The sequence below is a fragment of the Pseudomonas sp. PONIH3 genome, from assembly GCF_002934345.1.
In the GTDB taxonomy this organism is placed as follows: domain Bacteria; phylum Pseudomonadota; class Gammaproteobacteria; order Pseudomonadales; family Pseudomonadaceae; genus Aquipseudomonas; species Aquipseudomonas soli.
The window spans coordinates 5,865,655-5,882,005 of record NZ_CP026386.1 but is presented as its reverse complement, the minus strand read 5'-3'; the positions used below and the strand labels follow the sequence as shown (position 1 = coordinate 5,882,005).

Genomic DNA, 16,351 nt, shown 5'->3' with positions numbered 1-16,351 from the left:
CCAGCCACAGAAGCAGCACCATGGACATCGATCAGGCCCGCACCTTCCTGGAAATCGTCCGCTGCGGCAGCCTGGTCGCCGCCGCCGAACGCCTGTTCGTCTCACAGACGGCGATTAGTGCCCGCGTGCAGCGCCTGGAGCAGCAACTGGGCTGCCAGCTGTTCGTGCGCAGCCGCAACGGCGCCAGCCTGACCACCGATGGCGAGGCGTTCGTCAGCTATGCCAACCAGCTGGTGCAGACCTGGGAAGCGGCGCGCCGTGACCTGCCGCTGCCCCAGGGCTGCCAGCAGGTGCTGCATGTGGGCGCCGAGGTGAGCCTGGGCAACCCGATGCTGCTCGATTGGGTCAGCGCCCTGCACCAGGAACTGCCCAGCCACGCCATCCGCAGCGAGGTCAGCGATGGCGAAGCGCTGCTGCGCAAGGTGGAGATGGGCTTGCTCGACGCCGCGCTGGTCTACCAGCCGACCTATGGCCCCGGCCTGCAGGTCGAACAGTTGATGGAAGAGAAGCTGATCCGCGTGCGCCGGGTCGATGCGCCCGATCCGTACATCTACATAGACTGGGGCGAAGCGTTCCGCCGCCAGCATGACGCCGCCCTGCCCGACCTGTCGCGCCCGGCCCTGAGCTTCAATCTCGGGCCCCTGGCCCTGCAGTTCATTCTCGAACACGGCGGCAGCGGCTATTTCCGCACCCGGGTGGTCCAGGCCTACCTGCAAAGCGCGGTGTTCGAGCGCGTGCCCCAGGCGCCGGAGTTCACCTACCCGACCTTCCTGGTGCATGCCCGCGAACGCGACAGCGAGGCATTGCAGCAGGCCTTCAGCGTCTTGCGCCGACTGTTGGCCGCTGGCGAAAGCGACTGGTCACAGCGCTGGGACCCGGTGATCTGAGCCCTGCGCCGCGGCAGTGAGCAGGTGCCGCTTGAGGCCGGCGATCAGGTCGGTCTGGGTGATCACCCCCACCAGCTTTTCGTCGTCGAGCACCGGCAGGCAGTGCAGCCCCTGTTCACTGAGCAACGGCAACAGGCGCTCCAGCGGATGCTGGCTGCCGACACTGACCACCCGCCGGCTCATCACCTGCTCCAGGCGCACCACCTTGCGCCGGAACAGGCCGCGCCAGCTGAAACGCCCACGTGTCATGGCCGGGCCGACCAGGTCGCTGAGGCTGACGATCCCCACCAGGCGTCCCTCTTCCAGTACCGGCAGGGTCTTGAGGTGATGGCCAGACAACAGCTTCCAGGCCTGATCGAGGGTGGTGCGCGGCGTTGCCCATTGCACGTCGCGGGACATCACCGAGCTGGCGGTGATGCCGCCCAGGCTGCGGTGCAGGGCGTGCTGCTCGGTGGCCAGGATGATCCGCTCCAGCTCGTCACGGGTGACATCGACGAACTCGCCGATCTCCTCCAGGGCCTGGTCCAGGTCCCCCGCGCTGATGCCGACCCGCTCGCCCGGCAGCGGGTCGTGGGTGTGGTGCAGGTCGCGTCGCGGGATCGCGCCCTTGGGATAGCGCACGCCGGTCAGACGGTTGTAGAGCACGGCCACGCCGACCAGGATCAGCGCATTGAGCAATACCGGCTCGAGCAGGTGGTCACCCATGGCCACCAGCCCCGGATCGGCCAGCACCGCGCTGGCCGCCACGCCGCCACCGGGCGGGTGCAGGCAGCGCAGCAGGCACATTGCCAGGATGGCGATGCCCAACGCCGCCGCCGCGACCCACAACCCATCGCCGAAGGCGTGGCGCATGGCCAGGCCTACGACAGCCGCCAGCGCGTAGCTGCCCAGCACGGGCCAGGGTTGGGCCAACGGACCGGAGTGCACGGCGAACACCAGCACCGCCGAGGCTGCGAGCGGGCCCAGCAGATGCAGGGCGATCGATGGCCCATAGGCCAGGCTGCAAAGATAGCCGGCGAGAAACAGGCCGAGCAGCGCGCCAAGGCCTGCACGCAACCATTCTCGGGGAGGGATGTTCAGCGGCGCCGGGAGCAGGCGCTGCAAGCGGGATTCGGGACGCGAGGCAGACATCGAGGTGACTTGATCGTGTTCTTCTGATGGTAAAAAGAAAGCCCAGCGCGACCGGCCTGGGCCCTGTGTTGCGCAATGCAGTGGCGCAAGGGGGCTCCGTCCTTGGAGAGATGGAAACCGCAAGGTTTCGTGGCCGGCATTGTGCCGGGCGCAGGTGGCGCTGGGCCAATTCAAAAAACTGCGGCTGTACTGCAATTTTTTTGCACGGTTGATCTGCCCCGCGATTGGGCCGGCTCCGATCAACGCCCCTTGCGCGGCAGTTCGATACTGACCCGTAGCCCGCCCAGCGGGCTTTCCAGCAGCGCGATGCGCCCACCCCAGGCCTCGACGATATCGCGCACGATGCCCAGCCCCAGGCCATGGCCATCGACCTGCTCGTCCAGCCGCGAACCACGCTCGAGCACTTGCAGGCGTTGCCCCTCAGGGATGCCCGGGCCATCGTCATCGACCCACAGCTGGTAACCCTCGGTGGTTGGCGCGATGCCCAGGCGCACCTCGCTGTCGGCCCATTTGCAGGCGTTGTCCAGCAGGTTGCCGAGCAGCTCCAGCAAATCCTCGCGGTCCCAGGGCAGCAACAAGCCTGGAGCCACGTCGCGCTCGAGCAGCAGGCCTTCGCCATGGATCATCCCCAACGTCGCCAGCAGCCCGGGCAGTTCGCCATCGCAGTCGAACTGCGCACCGGGCAAGGCATCGCCGGCCAGGCGCGCGCGGTTGAGTTCGCGGGCCAGGCGTTGCTGGATCTGCTCCAGTTGCTCACGCATCTGCGCGCGCACCTCGGGCAGCGCCTGCAGGCGTTCGCTGGCAGCCAGGCTGACAAGCACCGCCAGCGGCGTCTTCAAGGCATGACCGAGGTTGCCCAGGGCATTGCGCGAACGGCGCAGGCTGTCTTCGGTATGGGTCAGCAGGTGGTTGATCTGGTCCACCAGCGGCTGCAGCTCGCTGGGCACCTCGGCATCCAGTTGCGAGCGCTGACCCTGCTGCAACTGGGCGATCTGCTGGCGCGCCCGCTCCAGCGGGCGCAACGAGCGGGTCACGGTGAGGCGTTGCAGCACCAGGACCAATATCAACGCCACCAGCCCCAGGCCCAGGCCGATCTGTTGCATGCGCCGGAAGCCCTCACGCACCGGTGAATAGTCCTGGGCCACGCTGATCGAGATGTCCTGGCCCAGGCGCCGGTAGTCCCCACGATAGGCCAGCAGTTGCTGGCCCTCGGGGCCGAGTTCGTGACCGTCGTCCAGGCCGGGCTTGCCGGGCTTGGGCATGTCCATGTCCCATAACGAACGGGAGCGCCAGGTACCCTGGTCGAAATCAATGCGGAAGTAGTAGCCCGAGAACGGCTGCTGGTAGGCTGCCGACAGGCGTCGCTCGTCCAACTGCAGGCCGGACGGGCCACGCACCAGCGCCACCAGCAGGTTTTCGCTTTCCTTGCGCAGGCCAGCTTCCAGGTAACGCTGCAGGCCCGCCTCGAACAGCCACAAGGTCAACTGCGCCAGGACCAGCCCAACCACTACCAGTACCGCCACCAGGCCCAGGCTCAGGCGCGCCTGGATCGACTTCACGCAGCACTCCCGGCGTACACGTAGCCCTGGCCGCGGCGAGTCTCGATCACGCTACGCCCCAGTTTGCGCCGCAGGTGGTTGACGTGCACTTCCAGCACATTGGAATCACGCTCGGTTTCGCCGTCGTAAAGGTGCTCGGCCAGGTGGCTCTTGGACAGCACCTGCCCCGGATGCAGCATGAAATAGCGCAACAGGCGAAACTCGGCGGCAGTGAGCTGGACATCGACACCCTCACGACTCACGCACTGGCGCGACTCGTCCAGATGCAGGCCGGCCGCTTCCAGTTTCGGCTGGTTGGCCAGCCCCTTGGCCCGGCGCAACAGGGCCTGGATGCGCAGTTGCAGCTCCTCGGGGTGGAAGGGCTTGCTCAGATAGTCGTCAGCCCCGGCCTTGAGTCCCTCGATACGCTCGGCCCAGGAGCCACGGGCGGTGAGGATCAGCACCGGGGTGGGCAGGCCGCTCGCGCGCCATTGCCCCAGCACTTCGAGCCCCGGCAGCCCGGGCAGGCCCAGGTCGAGGATGATCAGGTCGTAGGGTTCGCTCTGGCCCTGGTATACCGCATCGCGGCCATCGGCCAGCCAGTCCACGGCGTAACCCTGGCGCTGCAGGGTGGCGGTCAGTTCATCGGCCAGGGGAACATTGTCCTCGACAAGCAGCAGGCGCATTCAGTCGTCTTCCTCGTCTTTGAGCAGCGCGCCGGTGCGGGCGTCGAGCTTGATCTCGCGCACCACGCCCGCCGGGGTCAGCAGTTCGACCTCGTACTCGTAGCGCTCGTGCTTCTCTTCCAGTTCCGCCTCCAGCAGCCGTGCCCCGGGGTAACGCCCCAGGGCGGCTTCGAGCAATTGCTCCAGCGGCAGGATGATGCCCTTTTGCCGAAGCTCCAGGGCTTCATCCTGGTCCAGGTCGCGCGCGGCGGCCAGCGAACAGACGGTCAACAGGGCCAAGGCCAGGTAGCGTGCCGTTCGCGGTAGTGCAGGCATCAGTTGTCTCGCTCGTCCTTCAGGACTTCACCGGTCTTGGCATCCAGGTCCACGTCCCATTCAACGTTCTGGGCATCACGCAGGTCGACCTTGTAGATATAACGGCCGTACTCGTTCTCGAGCTCCGAGTCGGTCACGGTGGCGCCGGGATGCTTGGCCACAGCGACGGCCTTCAGTTCATCCAGCGACTTGATGGTCTTGGCGTTCACCAGCTTGACCACTTCATCGGGCTGAACATCCTTGGCGAAGGCGGCATTGGCACCGAAAGCAAGGGCGGTGGCGGTGAACAGGGCAGTCAAAGTTTTCATGAGGTTCTCTCCAGCGAGATGTGCAATTTGTCTACGGGGTTAAGATTAACCACCGGTCCTTAACTCAACCTGAAAACAGCTGGCCGCATGATAGCGCAGCTTGCGGCCTTGTCGCGGCCACGTGGGGCGGTGATGGCATCGCCGCCTCGCAATAAAGCCCTATACTGCCCGCCTGCCCTGCCCGAGACCCCGCCATGAGCGCCATCCACATCAAGTATCCCGCCCTGACCTTCAAGGCCGGCCAGCGCGCCTTGCGGCAGATCCGCGAGCGCGGCCTGCTGGCCGCCGATGTCGGCGTGCTGCCGGGCGCCGCCGGTGGCCCCAAGCCCTTGGGAATCCAGGGCCTGGACCTGGCGCTGTTCGGTGAATGGCTGCCGACGGCACCACGGCAACGGGCATTGATCGGCGCCTCGATCGGCTCCTGGCGTTTCGCCAGTGCCTGCCTCGACGACCCGGTGGCCGGCATCCGCCGCCTGGGCGAGCTGTATACCGAGCAGGATTTCGCCAAGGGCGTGACCCCCAGGGAAATCAGCCAGAGCTGCCAACGCATGCTCGACGACCTGCTGCAGGGCCACGATGGGCAGATCCTCGCCAACCCGCACTATCGCCTGAACATCCTGGTGGTGAAGAGCCACGGCCAGCTCGCCCACGATCACCGCGGCCGCCTGGGCGTGGGGCTGGGCTCGGTGATCGCCAGCAACCTGCTGGGCCGCTCGCGCCTGGCCCGACACTTCGAGCGCGTGATCCTGCACGATCAACGTGCCGCGCCACCGCTGGAGGCGCTCACCGACTTCCCTTCGCGCAGCCTGCCACTGGACCTGGCCAACCTGCGCCACGCCCTGCTCGCCTCGGGTTCGATCCCGATGGTCATGGAGGGTGTACGCGACATCCCCGGCGCGGGTGCCGGCACCTACCGCGACGGCGGCTTACTCGACTACCATCTGGACCTGCCCTACCGCGGCGACGACCTGGTGCTCTATCCGCACTTCACCGACAAGGTGGTGCCCGGCTGGTTCGACAAGGCCCTGCCCTGGCGCAAGGGCGATGCCACGCGCCTGCAGAACGTGCTGCTGATGACCCCGTCGCCGCAGTACCTGGCCGCCCTGCCCTACGGCAAGCTGCCGGATCGCAACGACTTCAAGCGTTTCATGGGCGATGCGCCGAGCCGCAAGCGTTACTGGTACAAGGCCATCGCCGAAAGCCGGCGCCTGGGCGACGAACTGCTGGAGCTGATCGCCACCGGGCGGTTGCAGGATCGGTTGCAAGCCTTGTAGCGGGCATGCTGGTAGACTGCGCGCATTGTTGATTCACACAGAGTTATGCCAGCGTGGAAATTTTCAAAGAGTTCACATTCGAATCGGCTCACCGCCTGCCCAACGTCCCTGCCGGGCACAAGTGCGGCCGCCTGCATGGCCATTCGTTCAAGGTCGCCCTGCACCTGACCGGCCCGCTCGATCCGCACACCGGCTGGATCCGCGACTTCTCCGAGATCAAGGCGATCTTCAAGCCGATCTACGAGCAGCTGGACCACAACTACCTGAACGACATTCCGGGCCTGGAAAACCCTACCAGCGAAGTGATCGCCAAGTGGATCTGGGATCAGGTCAAGCCGCTGCTGCCGGAACTGTCGAAAGTGCGCATCCACGAGACCTGCACCAGCGGTTGCGAGTACACCGGGGACTGAACAGCCGCTCAGGTTTTCGGCCTAGGGTGTGGCGGCACGGGCACTTCGTGCACCTCCAGGCTTACCATTCCCCTGACCCCTTTCCAATCATCGAGGTACGACCGGGTCAAATCGCTGATGCGCCGCACGGCCTTGCCTTTTGGGCTGTACCACTGCAGATTGCAGCGCCGTGCGCCAGGCGCCAAGCTTGCAGGGTCGAGGCCTTCCAGCTGCCAAAGCGGCGCCGTAGGCTCATACCACCGGTAGGGCTCGGTCGGCACGTCGTACATGCCCAGGTAGCCATCGATGTTGGTATCAAGCACCCTCTCCAGCCTTGGCCAGAGCTCCAACGTAGCTCCCGAGTAAGCCGGCCGGATGTCGTAGGCGTACTGCTCGCCGAGCGCGTACACGCCGAACCAGAACGTATTGCACAATATTTTATCGGACTGGCGCGGCGGCTCGGGCTCGCATCGTACCCACCCATCATCACGGTCGCCGCTGTCGAACGTGACCCAGACAGGCATTGCCTCGGAGGCGGCCGGCGGCCAGTGGCGACAATCCAGGCGCTTGTCCTTATGCTGCCACCAGCAGCGTGCGTTGAAACACAACATGGGTTGGAACTGGTAGTAACTCAAGATGACTCTCCCGACCGTGAGTAGAGAGTCATCCTCGCCAGACCTGCCCACACAAGGCAGAGGGAAACAGGTTACTCACCGATCTGCTGCAGAAACGCCGGCGCGATGTAGCGCTGGTAGTGCGCCTCGGAGAGCAAAAAGAATTCCCGGTCGATGGCGTCGCGCAGCTGTGGCAGCTCCCAGTCGCGGAACTCCGGCAGCAAGGCCATCCCGTAGGCCTCCAGGTCGCGAATCATCCGCGCCCCGCGGGCGATCAACTGGTAGGCCCAGCAATATTCCGACTGCTGTGCCACATAGCGGATCGAGCGCTGTTCGAGCTGCTCGCGCAAGCGCGCTTTGTCGAACACTTCCAACTTGGCCATCATCACCTGCACCAGCAGTTGCTCCAGGCGCAGCCACACGGCGCGCTTCTGCTCGTCGTCGTAGCCGTTCCAGTGGATCACTTCGTGGTGAAAGCGCTTGCAGCCGCGGCAAACCAGGTCTCCGTAGACGGTGGAGCAGAGGCCGACGCAAGGCGTCTTGATGGATTGGTTGGACATGTAAAAACAACGGCTTGGCGGGGGAACACGGCCCCATGTTAGCCCTTTGTCTAACCAGGGTCACCCGTTAAAGTCTTCTTCGCCGCCTTACTTTCGGCTAATTTTTGCCGTAGAATCACTCCGCCTTTTCAAGGCAACCATGTCCGTTGGAAGCTGTTTTCAAAGCGTCACGAGCACAGTTCATCCGGTAGAACGGCGTTGGCCCTGTCCATGCGAGCGCATGGCCACGGCCAACCCCTCATCAGCCTTCCGTTCTACAGGCGTAAAACTTTGAAAACAGCTTCTGTAAGGATTCTCTGCGACCCTGGCTTGCCGGCTCAAAAAGCCGTCTTCAGCGCATGGGTGCAGGAGAATGCTGGATGAGCGTCCCGGACTCCCTTTAGGGACCACTGATGAGGGTAATAACTGTGCTTGAAGCCTACCGCAAACATATCGAAGAGCGTGCCGCTCTGGGTATCGTGCCCCAGCCGCTGAACGCCGAACAAACTGCAGGCCTGGTCGAGCTGCTGAAAACCCCGCCGGCCGGCGAAGAAGCCTTCCTCGTAGACCTGATCACCAACCGCGTTCCGCCAGGAGTGGACGAAGCCGCCTACGTCAAGGCCGCTTTCCTCTCCGCTGTCGCCAAGGGTGAAGCCAAGTCGCCGCTGATCGACCGCAAGCACGCCACCGAGCTGCTGGGTACCATGCAGGGCGGCTACAACATCGAAACGCTGGTCGCGCTGCTGGACGACGCCGAACTGGGCGCCGTCGCGGCCGAACAGCTCAAGCACACCCTGCTGATGTTCGATGCCTTCCACGACGTGGCCGAAAAAGCCAAGGCGGGCAATGCCCACGCCAAGGCCGTGCTGGAATCCTGGGCTGCCGGCGAGTGGTTCACCTCGCGTCCAGCCATCGCCGAAAAATACACCCTGACCGTGTTCAAGGTGCCTGGCGAAACCAACACCGACGACCTGTCCCCTGCTCCGGACGCCTGGTCGCGCCCTGACATCCCGCTGCACGCCCTGGCCATGCTGAAGATGGCCCGCGACGGCATCGAGCCTTCGCAGCCTGGTTCGGTCGGCCCGCTGGCGCAGATCGAAGCGGTCAAGGCCAAGGGCTTCCCGGTCGCCTACGTCGGTGACGTGGTCGGTACCGGTTCCTCGCGTAAATCGGCCACCAACTCGGTGCTGTGGTTCTTCGGCGACGACATCCCGTATGTACCGAACAAGCGCGCCGGTGGTTTCTGCTTCGGCACCAAGATCGCCCCGATCTTCTACAACACCATGGAAGACGCCGGCGCCCTGCCGATCGAGTTCGACTGCACCAACCTCGCCATGGGCGACGTCATCGACGTCTACCCGTTCAAAGGTGAAGTGCGCCGCCACGACAGCGACGAACTGGTCACCAGCTTCGAGCTGAAGACCGAAGTGCTGCTGGACGAAGTCCGCGCTGGCGGTCGTATCCCGCTGATCGTCGGCCGTGGCCTGACCGAGAAAGCCCGTGCCGAGCTGGGCCAGGCCCCATCGGACCTGTTCAAGAAGCCAGAGCAACCTGCCGCTTCGACCAAGGGCTTCACCCTGGCGCAGAAGATGGTCGGCCGCGCCTGCGGTCTGCCGGAAGGCCAGGGCGTGCGCCCAGGTGCCTACTGCGAGCCGAAGATGACCACCGTCGGCTCCCAGGACACCACTGGCCCGATGACCCGCGACGAGCTGAAAGACCTGGCGTGCCTGGGCTTCTCCGCCGACCTGGTAATGCAGTCGTTCTGCCACACCGCGGCCTATCCGAAGCCGATCGACGTCACCACCCACCACACCCTGCCAGACTTCATCCGCACCCGTGGCGGCGTGTCGCTGCGCCCGGGCGACGGCATCATCCACAGCTGGCTGAACCGCATGCTGATGCCTGACACCGTCGGCACCGGTGGCGACTCGCACACCCGCTTCCCGATCGGCATCTCGTTCCCGGCAGGTTCGGGCCTGGTGGCCTTCGCCGCCGCCACCGGCGTCATGCCGCTGGACATGCCGGAGTCGATCCTGGTGCGTTTCAAGGGCAAGCTGCAGCCTGGTATCACCCTGCGTGACCTGGTCCATGCCATCCCTTACTACGCCATCCAGAAAGGCCTGCTGACCGTCGAGAAGAAAGGCAAGAAGAACGCCTTCTCCGGACGCATCCTGGAGATCGAAGGCCTCAACGACCTTACCGTCGAGCAAGCCTTCGAGCTGTCCGACGCCTCGGCCGAACGCTCCGCCGCCGGTTGCACCATCAAGCTGCCGGAGAAGGCCATCGCCGAGTACCTGCAGTCCAACATCACCCTGCTGCGCTGGATGATCGGCGAAGGCTACGGCGATGCCCGCACCCTGGAGCGCCGCGCCCAGGCCATGGAAGCCTGGCTGGCCAAGCCTGAGCTGCTGTCGGCCGACGCCGATGCCGAGTACGCCGAAATCATCGAAATCGACCTGGCCGACGTCAAGGAGCCTGTGCTCTGCGCGCCGAACGACCCGGACGACGCCCGCCTGCTGTCTTCGGTACAGGGCGAGAAGATCGACGAAGTGTTCATCGGTTCGTGCATGACCAACATTGGTCACTTCCGCGCTGCCGGCAAGCTGCTGGACAAGGTCAAGGGCGGTATCCCGACCCGTCTGTGGCTGGCCCCGCCAACCAAGATGGACGCCCACCAGCTGACCGAAGAAGGCTACTACGGCATCTACGGCAAGGCTGGCGCGCGCATGGAAATGCCAGGCTGCTCGCTGTGCATGGGTAACCAGGCACGTGTACAGACCGGTTCGACCGTGGTCTCCACCTCGACCCGTAACTTCCCGAACCGTCTGGGCGATGCCACCAACGTGTACCTGGCCTCGGCCGAGCTGGCTGCTGTCGCTTCGATCATCGGCAAGCTGCCGACCGTTGAAGAGTACATGCAGTACGCCAAGGACATCGACAGCATGGCTGCCGACGTCTACCGCTACCTGAGCTTCGACCAGATCGCCGAGTTCCGCGAAGCCGCGGCCAACGCCAAGATCCCGGTGGTTCAGGCGTAAGCAGCTGCAAGTGGTAAGTTAAAAGCGGTAAGAAGAAGCCCCGGTAGAGATACCGGGGCTTTTTTATTAGAGGCGCCGGCCTCATCGCTGGCAAGCCAGCTCCCACAGGATCGCGCAGTGCTCAAGGTCAGCGCCAAACCTGTGGGAGTGGCTTGCCAGCGATGAGGCCGCAACAGACAACATCAAATCACGAACAGATCGACAAACCTGTGCACGGGCATTGCCTCCAGTCTCTCCTGGTCCTTGCACAACGCCACGATCTCCTCACAGCGCTGCCGCGCAAATCGCGTCGCCAGGTTCTCCCTGAACTTCGCCTCCAGCAATGGCATCCCCTCCTCCCGCCGGCGTCGATGCCCGAGCGGGTACTCCACCACCACTTGCGGCGTGTGCGAGCCATCCTTGAAGAACACCTGCACGCCATTGGCAATGGAACGCTTGTCGGCCTCCAGGTACTCGCGACTGAAGCGCGGATCCTCGACGATCACCATCTTCTCGCGCAAGCGGTCGATGCTCGGATGAGCGGCATGGAAGGCATCTTCGTAGTGCTCGGCCACCAGGTCACCGAATATCAACGGCACCGCCGTCATGTATTGCAGGCAGTGGTCGCGGTCCGCAGCGTTGGCCAGCGGCCCTTCCTTGGAAATGATGCGGATCGCCGACTCGTGGGTGGTGATGACGATGCGGTCTATCTCGTGCAGGCGGTTGCGCACCTGCGGGTGCAGGATCACCGCGGCTTCGCAGGCCGTCTGGGCATGAAATTCGGCGGGGAAGCTGATCTTGAACAGCACGTTTTCCATCACATAGCTGCCCAGCGGCTGCGGCAGGCGCAGCTCACGCTGCGCCTCGGGCTTGAGCGCCAGGTCCTTGTTGGAGTGGCTGAACGACACGTCATAGAACCCCCACTGCCTGGCGGTCAGCGCACCGGGCACACCCATCTCGCCTCGCAGCGCGATATCGGCCAGGCGCACGCCACGACTGGAGGCATCCCCCGCCGCCCACGACTTGCGCGACCCGGCATTGGGCGCATGACGGTAGGTGCGCAGGGCCTGGCCATCGACGAAGGCGTGAGAGAGTGCTGACAGCAATTGTTCGCGGCTGGCGCCCATGAGCTTGGCACACACTGCTGTCGAGGCGACCTTGACCAACAGCACATGGTCCAGGCCAACCCGGTTGAAGGAGTTCTCCAGTGCCAGCACGCCCTGGATCTCATGGGCCATGACCATGGCATCGAGCACCTCGCGCATGGCCAGGGGCGCCTCGCCATTGGCCACGCGCTTTTGCGACAGGTGATCGGTGACCGCCAGGATGCCACCGAGGTTGTCCGAGGGATGACCCCACTCCGCCGCCAGCCAGGTGTCGTTGTAGTCCAGCCAGCGGACGATGCAGCCGATGTCCCAGGCCGCCTTGACCGGGTCAAGGTGGTAGCTGGTGCCCGGCACGCGGGCGCCATGGGGGACGATCGTGCCTTCGACCAACGGGCCAAGATGCTTGGTGCATTCGGGGAAGCGCAGGGCCAGCAGGCCGCAGCCCAGAGTGTCCATCAGGCAGTGGCGGGCGGTGTTCAGCGCCTCGGAGGATGTGACGCGGTAGCCGAGCACATAGTCGGCGAGGGTCTGCAGCACCTGATCGTAGTCGGGGCGGGTGTTGAGGTCTACGTTTGCGCTCATTCGTGGCTCCTTGATAACAGGGGCCGCAAAGCGGCCCCGCTCAACGAATGCCGAGCACTACTGATGCCTTAGAAACTATCACCGGGCACGCGTACCCAGCCCTCCATCAGCACCCGAGCGCTTCGGCTCATGATTGCCTTGGTCACGGTCCATTGCCCGTCCACCTGACGCGCCTCGGCCCCGACCCGCAGTGTCCCAGACGGATGGCCGAAACGCACGGCACTTCGTTCCCCGCCACCGGCAGCCAGGTTGACCAGCGTCCCGGGAATCGCCGCGGCAGTACCGATGGCCACCGCTGCGGTGCCCATCATCGCGTGGTGCAGCTTGCCCATCGACAGCGCACGCACCAGCAAGTCGATCTCTTCGGCAGGCACGGCTTTGCCACTGGAGGCAGTGTAGGTGCTCGGCGCCGCGACGAAGGCCACTTTCGGCGTGTGCTGGCGCCCGGCGGCCTGATCGATATGTTCGATCAGCCCCATGCGCACGGCGCCATGGGCACGGATGGTCTCGAAACGCTGCAATGCGGCGGTATCGCCGTTGATGGCGTCCTGCAACTCGCTACCGGTATAGCCGATATCAGCGGCATTGACGAAAATGGTCGGGATACCGGCATTGATCAGGGTGGCCTTGAAGGTACCGACGCCCGGCACCTCGAGGTCGTCGACCAGGTTACCGGTGGGAAACATCGCCCCGCCCCCGCCATCCTCGTCGGCAGCCGGGTCGAGGAACTCCAGCTGCACCTCGGCGGCCGGGAAGGTCACGCCGTCAAGTTCGAAATCGCCGGTTTCCTGCACCTCGCCCTCGGTGACCGGCACATGGGCGATGATGGTCTTGCCAATGTTGGCCTGCCAGATCCGCACGGTAGCGAGGCCATTGCGTGGAATGCGGCTCGCATCGACCAGCCCGCCGCTGATGGCGAACGAGCCGACTGCGGCGGACAGGTTGCCGCAGTTGCCGCTCCAGTCGACGAAGGCCTTGTCGATCGAGACCTGGCCGAACAGGTAGTCGACGTCGTGGTCGGGCTTGATGCTTTTCGACAGGATCACCGTCTTGCTGGTGCTGGAGGTGGCGCCACCCATGCCGTCGATCTGCTTGCCGTATGGGTCGGGGCTGCCGATCACCCGCAGCAGCAGGGCGTCACGGGCCGGGCCTGGAACCTGCGCGCGCTCGGGCAAGTCTTGCAGGCGGAAGAACACGCCTTTGCTGGTACCGCCACGGATGTAGGTGGCGGGGATTTTTACCTGTGGTGCATGTGCCATGGTTAATGTTCCTTATCCGTCCATGGGAGCGGGCTTGCCCCGCGATGGCGATGTCTTGGCCATCGCGGGGCAAGCCCGCTCCCATGGACCGCTATGCATCATCTGCGTTATGCCGTGCCTTCCAGGAAGTCCTGGGCAAAGCGCTGCAACACCCCACCCGCCTCATAGATCGACACCTCTTCGGCGGTATCCAGGCGGCAGGTCACCGGCACCTCGACACGCTCGCCGTTGCGCCGCGTGACCACCAGGGTCAGCGTCGCCCGCGGCTTGCGCTCGCCCAGCACGTCATAGGTCTCGCTGCCGTCCAGGCCCAGGGTGTTGCGGTCGGTGCCTGCCTTGAACTCCAGCGGCAGCACGCCCATGCCCACCAGGTTGGTCCGGTGGATGCGCTCGAAGCCCTCGGCGACAATCGCCTCGACGCCCGCCAGACGCACACCCTTGGCCGCCCAGTCACGGGACGACCCCTGGCCGTAGTCGGCACCGGCGACGATGATTAGCGGCTGCTTGCGCTGCATGTAGGTCTCGATGGCCTCCCACATGCGGGTCACCTTGCCTTCCGGCTCGATACGCGCCAGCGAACCCTGCTTCACGCTGCCGTCGTCCTTGCGCACCATCTCGTTGAACAGCTTGGGGTTGGCGAAGGTGGCGCGCTGCGCGGTCAGGTGGTCGCCACGGTGGGTGGCGTAGGAGTTGAAGTCTTCCTCCGGCAGGCCCATCTTCGCCAGGTATTCACCGGCGGCGCTATCCAGCAGGATGGCGTTGGACGGCGACAGGTGGTCGGTGGTGATGTTGTCCGGCAGCACCGCCAGAGGGCGCATGCCGCGCAGGGTACGCTCACCGGCCAGGGCGCCTTCCCAGTACGGCGGGCGGCGAATGTAGGTACTCATCGGACGCCAGTCGTACAGCGGCGCGACCTTCGGCCCCTTGTCTTCCTCGATGGCGAACATCGGGATGTACACCTGGCGGAACTGCTCGGGCTTGACCGAGGCACGCACCACGGCGTCGATCTCTTCATCGCTCGGCCAGATGTCCTTGAGGCGGATTTCCTTGCCGTCGACCACGCCCAGCACGTCCTTCTCGATGTCGAAACGGATGGTACCGGCAATGGCGTAGGCCACCACCAGCGGCGGCGACGCGAGGAACGCCTGCTTGGCGTAGGGGTGGATACGCCCGTCGAAGTTGCGGTTGCCCGACAGCACCGCGGTGGCGTACAGGTCGCGATCGATGATCTCCTGCTGGATCACCGGGTCGAGCGCGCCGGACATGCCATTACAGGTGGTGCAGGCGAAGGCGACGATGCCGAAGCCCAATTGCTCCAGCTCCTGTTCCAGGCCTGCTTCCTTCAGGTACAGCTGCACCGCCTTGGAGCCCGGCGCCAGCGACGACTTGACCCACGGCTTGCGCACCAGGCCAAGCTTGTTGGCGTTGCGGGCGATAAGGCCAGCGGCGATCACGTTGCGCGGGTTGCTGGTGTTGGTGCAGCTGGTGATGGCGGCGATGATCACCGCGCCATCCGGCATCTGCCCCGGCACTTCTTGCCATTGCCCGGCAATGCCCTTGGCCGCCAGGTCGCTGGTGGCCACGCGCGCGTGCGGGTTGGACGGGCCTGCCATGTTACGCACCACGCTCGACAGGTCGAAGCTCAGGGTGCGCTCATACTCGGCCTTGGCCAGACTGTCGGCCCACAGGCCGGCGACCTTGGCGTAGGTTTCCACCAACTGCACCTGCTGGTCATCGCGGCCAGTCAGCTTGAGGTAGTCGATGGTCTGCTGGTCGATGGCGAACATCGCCGCGGTGGCGCCGTACTCCGGGGCCATGTTGGAGATGGTGGCGCGGTCGCCCAGGGTCAGCGCGCTGGCGCCGGCACCGTGGAATTCGAGGTAGGCGCCGACCACCTTCTGCTTGCGCAGGAACTCGGTCAGGGCCAGTACCAGGTCGGTAGCGGTGATGTTCGGCGCCAGGCGCCCGGTCAGCTCGACGCCGACGATCTCCGGCAGGCGCATCCACGAGGCGCGGCCGAGCATGACGTTTTCGGCCTCCAGGCCACCGACACCGATGGCGATCACGCCCAGGGCGTCGACATGCGGCGTATGGCTGTCGGTGCCGACGCAAGTGTCAGGGTAGGCCACGCCGCGGTCGTTGTGGATCACCGGCGACATCTTCTCCAGGTTGATCTGGTGCATGATGCCGTTGCCCGGCTGGATCACGTCGACGTTCTTGAACGCCTGCTTGGTCCAGTTGATGAAGTGGAAGCGGTCTTCGTTGCGGCGGTCTTCAATGGCGCGGTTCTTGTCGAACGCCTGCGGATCGAAGCCACCGCATTCCACGGCCAGCGAATGGTCGACGATCAGTTGCACCGGCACCACCGGATTGACCGCGGCCGGGTCGCCGCCTTTGTCGGCGATGGCGTCACGCAGCCCGGCGAGGTCGACCAGGGCGGTCTGGCCAAGGATGTCGTGGCACACCACGCGGGCCGGGAACCAGGGGAAGTCGAGGTCGCGCTTGCGCTCGATCAGTTGCTCGAGCGATGCATCGAGGGTGGCCGGATCGCAGCGACGCACCAGGTTTTCCGCCAGCACGCGGGAGGTATACGGCAGGCCATCGTAAGCGCCGGGCTTGATCGCCTCGACCGCGGCACGGGCGTCGAAGTAGTCCAGGGCGGTCCCTGGCAGGTTCTTGCGGAATGCGGTGTTCATATCGTTATCG

At 65.0% G+C, this 16,351-nt stretch carries 14 protein-coding genes; 4 read left to right on the top strand and 10 right to left on the bottom strand.

The annotated features are described in order from the left end of the window. The first annotated feature begins 20 nt into the window (after positions 1–20). Entirely contained in the window at positions 21–887 is an 867-nt protein-coding gene (locus C3F42_RS27225) for a LysR family transcriptional regulator (RefSeq protein ID WP_094011305.1), read from the top strand. Here the strand turns inward: C3F42_RS27225 and C3F42_RS27220 are convergent. The 5 genes from C3F42_RS27220 to C3F42_RS27200 form a co-directional block, all read right to left on the bottom strand. After that, positions 861–2,018 carry an HPP family protein gene (locus tag C3F42_RS27220; RefSeq protein WP_094011304.1) on the bottom strand — a complete coding sequence of 386 codons (1,158 nt, stop codon included), beginning with the start codon at positions 2,016–2,018 and terminating at the stop codon, positions 861–863. The two genes, C3F42_RS27225 and C3F42_RS27220, sit on opposite strands and share 27 nt — an antisense overlap. Before the next feature lie 239 nt (positions 2,019–2,257). Continuing rightward, the gene (locus tag C3F42_RS27215) at positions 2,258–3,577 is read right to left on the bottom strand and encodes a sensor histidine kinase (RefSeq protein ID WP_094011303.1); all 1,320 of its coding nucleotides are present in this window, start codon (positions 3,575–3,577) and stop codon (positions 2,258–2,260) included. Next, positions 3,574–4,242: a response regulator transcription factor gene (locus C3F42_RS27210; RefSeq protein ID WP_023632693.1), complete on the bottom strand. Its 669-nt coding sequence runs from the start codon at positions 4,240–4,242 to the stop codon at positions 3,574–3,576. The genes C3F42_RS27215 and C3F42_RS27210 overlap by 4 nt, the downstream gene beginning before the upstream one ends. Further along, on the bottom strand, positions 4,243–4,557 hold the full coding sequence (locus tag C3F42_RS27205) for a PepSY domain-containing protein (RefSeq protein ID WP_023632694.1): 315 nt from the start codon (positions 4,555–4,557) through the stop codon (positions 4,243–4,245). It lies immediately after the preceding gene. Further along, positions 4,557–4,865: a PepSY domain-containing protein gene (locus C3F42_RS27200; protein ID WP_094011302.1), complete on the bottom strand. Its 309-nt coding sequence runs from the start codon at positions 4,863–4,865 to the stop codon at positions 4,557–4,559. Before C3F42_RS27200 ends, C3F42_RS27205 begins: the two co-directional genes overlap by 1 nt. 194 nt (positions 4,866–5,059) lie before the next feature. Between C3F42_RS27200 and C3F42_RS27195 the strand changes: the two genes are divergently transcribed. Continuing rightward, entirely contained in the window at positions 5,060–6,139 is a 1,080-nt protein-coding gene (locus tag C3F42_RS27195) for a patatin-like phospholipase family protein (protein WP_094011301.1), read from the top strand. A gap of 53 nt (positions 6,140–6,192) precedes the next feature. Further along, positions 6,193–6,549, top strand: a complete 357-nt coding sequence (queD, locus tag C3F42_RS27190) for a 6-carboxytetrahydropterin synthase QueD (RefSeq protein WP_023630589.1) — start codon at positions 6,193–6,195, stop codon at positions 6,547–6,549. Positions 6,550–6,557: 8 nt separating this feature from the next. On the opposite strand, the gene C3F42_RS27185 is transcribed toward queD, so the two are convergent. Beyond that, positions 6,558–7,163 carry a hypothetical protein gene (locus tag C3F42_RS27185; protein ID WP_031315091.1) on the bottom strand — a complete coding sequence of 202 codons (606 nt, stop codon included), beginning with the start codon at positions 7,161–7,163 and terminating at the stop codon, positions 6,558–6,560. A gap of 71 nt (positions 7,164–7,234) precedes the next feature. Continuing rightward, positions 7,235–7,702, bottom strand: a complete 468-nt coding sequence (locus tag C3F42_RS27180; protein WP_023630591.1) for a DUF1289 domain-containing protein — start codon at positions 7,700–7,702, stop codon at positions 7,235–7,237. Positions 7,703–8,109: 407 nt separating this feature from the next. On the opposite strand from C3F42_RS27180, the gene acnB reads away from it, so the two are divergent. Then, positions 8,110–10,719 carry a bifunctional aconitate hydratase 2/2-methylisocitrate dehydratase gene (gene acnB, locus C3F42_RS27175; protein ID WP_104445120.1) on the top strand — a complete coding sequence of 870 codons (2,610 nt, stop codon included), beginning with the start codon at positions 8,110–8,112 and terminating at the stop codon, positions 10,717–10,719. 182 nt (positions 10,720–10,901) lie between these two features. Here the strand turns inward: acnB and prpD are convergent, their stop codons facing one another. From prpD to acnD, 3 genes are all read right to left on the bottom strand, one after another. Continuing rightward, a complete protein-coding gene (prpD, locus tag C3F42_RS27170; protein WP_094011300.1) occupies positions 10,902–12,386 on the bottom strand; it encodes a 2-methylcitrate dehydratase in 1,485 nt (494 codons plus the stop codon). Positions 12,387–12,454: 68 nt separating this feature from the next. Beyond that, positions 12,455–13,645: a 2-methylaconitate cis-trans isomerase PrpF gene (prpF, locus tag C3F42_RS27165; protein ID WP_023630594.1), complete on the bottom strand. Its 1,191-nt coding sequence runs from the start codon at positions 13,643–13,645 to the stop codon at positions 12,455–12,457. A 107-nt stretch (positions 13,646–13,752) separates the two neighbouring features. After that, positions 13,753–16,341: a Fe/S-dependent 2-methylisocitrate dehydratase AcnD gene (gene acnD, locus C3F42_RS27160; protein WP_104445119.1), complete on the bottom strand. Its 2,589-nt coding sequence runs from the start codon at positions 16,339–16,341 to the stop codon at positions 13,753–13,755. Positions 16,342–16,351 lie beyond the last annotated feature (10 nt).